2 protein-coding genes are annotated in these 2,228 nt (G+C 74.0%); both read right to left on the bottom strand.

Going from position 1 to position 2,228, the window contains the following annotated elements:
* Nucleotides 1–1,109: uroporphyrinogen-III C-methyltransferase (gene cobA / locus STRTUCAR8_RS27870; protein WP_006379426.1), on the bottom strand; the 1,109-nt coding region annotated here is incomplete at its 3' end.
* Nucleotides 1,110–1,351: 242 nt separating this feature from the next.
* Nucleotides 1,352–2,228, bottom strand: an 877-nt coding sequence (cobT, locus tag STRTUCAR8_RS27865; RefSeq protein WP_006379427.1) for a nicotinate-nucleotide--dimethylbenzimidazole phosphoribosyltransferase, incomplete at its 5' end; no start/stop codon positions are given.

The raw sequence follows: 2,228 nt of genomic DNA, 5'->3' as shown, positions 1-2,228 counted from the left end.
GCCGCCGTCGTGCCCTCCTGGACCAGGGCGACCGGCGTGTCCGGGGACTTGCCATGCGCGACCAGGGTCTCCGCGATCCGGCCGATCTTGTCGACGCCCATGAGGACGACGAGCGTGCCGGTCAGTTTGGCGAGGGACGGCCAGTCCACCAGGGAGCGTTCGTCGTCGGGGGCGACATGGCCGCTGACCACGGTGAACTCATGGGCGACCCCGCGGTGGGTGACCGGGATACCGGCCGCGCCCGGGACCGAGATCGAGCTGGAGATACCGGGGACGACCGTGCAGGCGATGCCCGCCTCGGCCAGCGCCTGGACCTCCTCCATGCCCCGGCCGTAGACGTACGGGTCGCCGCCCTTGAGCCGTACGACCCGCTTGCCCAGCTTCGCGTGTTCGATCAGCGCGTTGTTGATGGCCTCCTGGGCCATGAAACGGCCGTACGGGATCTTCGCGGCGTCGATCACCTCGACGTGCGGGGGCAGTTCGGCGAGGAGGTCGCGCGGGCCGAGCCGGTCCGCGATCACCACGTCGGCCTCCGCGAGCAGCCGGCGGCCCCGGACCGTGATCAGGTCCGGGTCGCCGGGGCCGCCGCCGACCAGGGCGACGCCGGGGGCGCGGGTGCGGTGGTGGGGCGCGACGAGGGTGCCGTCTCGCAGTCCCTCGACGACCGCGTCACGGATGGCGGCGGTGTGGCGGGGGTCGCGGCCCCTGGCGTCCGTGGTGAGGACGGCGACCGTGACGCCCTCGCTGTGGCCGGTGGCCGGGGTCCAGGCCGTCGCCGCGTCGGCGTCGTCGGAGCGGACGCACCAGACGCGGTGGCGTTCGGCTTCGGCGGAGGCGTGGGCGTTGGCCTGCGCGTCGCTGGTCGCGATCAGGGCGTACCAGGCGTCCGCCAGGTCGCCCTCCGTGTACGGGCGGCGCTCCCAGGTGAGTTCGCCCGCGTCCGCCATCGCCTCCACGGAGGGGGTCGCCTCCGGCGAGACGAGGAGGATGTCCGCGCCCGCCGCGATGAGGGCGGGGAGGCGGCGCTGGGCCACCTGGCCGGCGCCGAGGACCACCACTCGGCGGCCGGTGAGGCGGAGGCCTACGGGGTAGGCGGGGTGTTCGGCCATGGGGGTGCGGCTCCCTCTTGCGGCGGTTCTGATCAGGGGGCTGCGGCATTGGGGCGGCCCTGACGTGCGCATTTTACGGTGCGGGTGGGATGGGGGCTCGAGGTGGGGGTTCCTCTTCCCCGAGCCCACCCCTTCCCGGAACCGGGGGCTCGGCCCCCGGGCCCTGGTACCTGCGGGTCCGTTTGCGGCTGTGCCCACCCGTTCCGCCCTGCGGAACGACTGCCCACAGCCGCCGCGGCCCCCTACTTCTCCGTTACTCCCGCCGAGTCGAACGTCGCCACCTCGTGCATCGCCCTCGCCGTGCTCTGGACCAGCGGGAGGGCCAGCAGCGCGCCCGTGCCCTCGCCCAGGCGGAGGTCCAGGTCGACCAGGGGGCGCAGGCCCAGCTTGTTCAGGGCCGCCACGTGGCCCGGCTCCGCGCTGCGATGGCCCGCGATGCACGCGGCGAGGACCTCGGGGGCGATCGCGCGGGCCACCAGGGCCGCGGCGCCGGCGCTGACGCCGTCCAGGATCACCGGCGTACGGAGTGAGGCGCCGCCGAGGAGCAGGCCGACCATGGCCGCGTGTTCGAAGCCGCCGATCGCCGACAGGACGCCGATCGGGTCGGCCGGGTCCGGCTGGTGGAAGTCGATGGCGCGGCGGACGACCTCGGTCTTGCGGGCAAGGGTCTCGTCGTTGATGCCGGTGCCCCGGCCCGTGACCTCGGCGGGGTCCGTGTCCGTGAAGACGGAGATCAGGGCCGCGGACGCCGTGGTGTTCGCGATGCCCATCTCACCCGTGAGGAGGGCCTTGTTGCCGGCTGCCACCAGGTCTCGGGCCGTCTCGATGCCGACCTCGATGGCCGCGACGGCCTCCTCACGGGTCATCGCGGGGCCGGTCGTCATGTCGGACGTGCCGGCACGGATCTTGCGCGGCAGCAGGCCGGGGGTGGCGGGCAGGTCCGAGGCCACACCCACGTCGATGACGCAGACCTCGGCGCCCACCTGGTTCGCGAAGGCGTTGCAGACAGCGCCGCCGCCGAGGAAGTTGGCGACCATCTGGGCGGTCACCTCCTGCGGCCAGGGGGTGACGCCCTGGGCGTGCACTCCGTGGTCACCGGCGAAGATCGCGACGGCCGCG

Origin of the sequence: Streptomyces turgidiscabies Car8 (assembly GCF_000331005.1) — a bacterium.
Lineage (GTDB): Bacteria > Actinomycetota > Actinomycetes > Streptomycetales > Streptomycetaceae > Streptomyces > Streptomyces turgidiscabies.
Note: the sequence above shows the minus strand (reverse complement) of the source record. Positions and strands in the feature narration are given on the sequence as shown.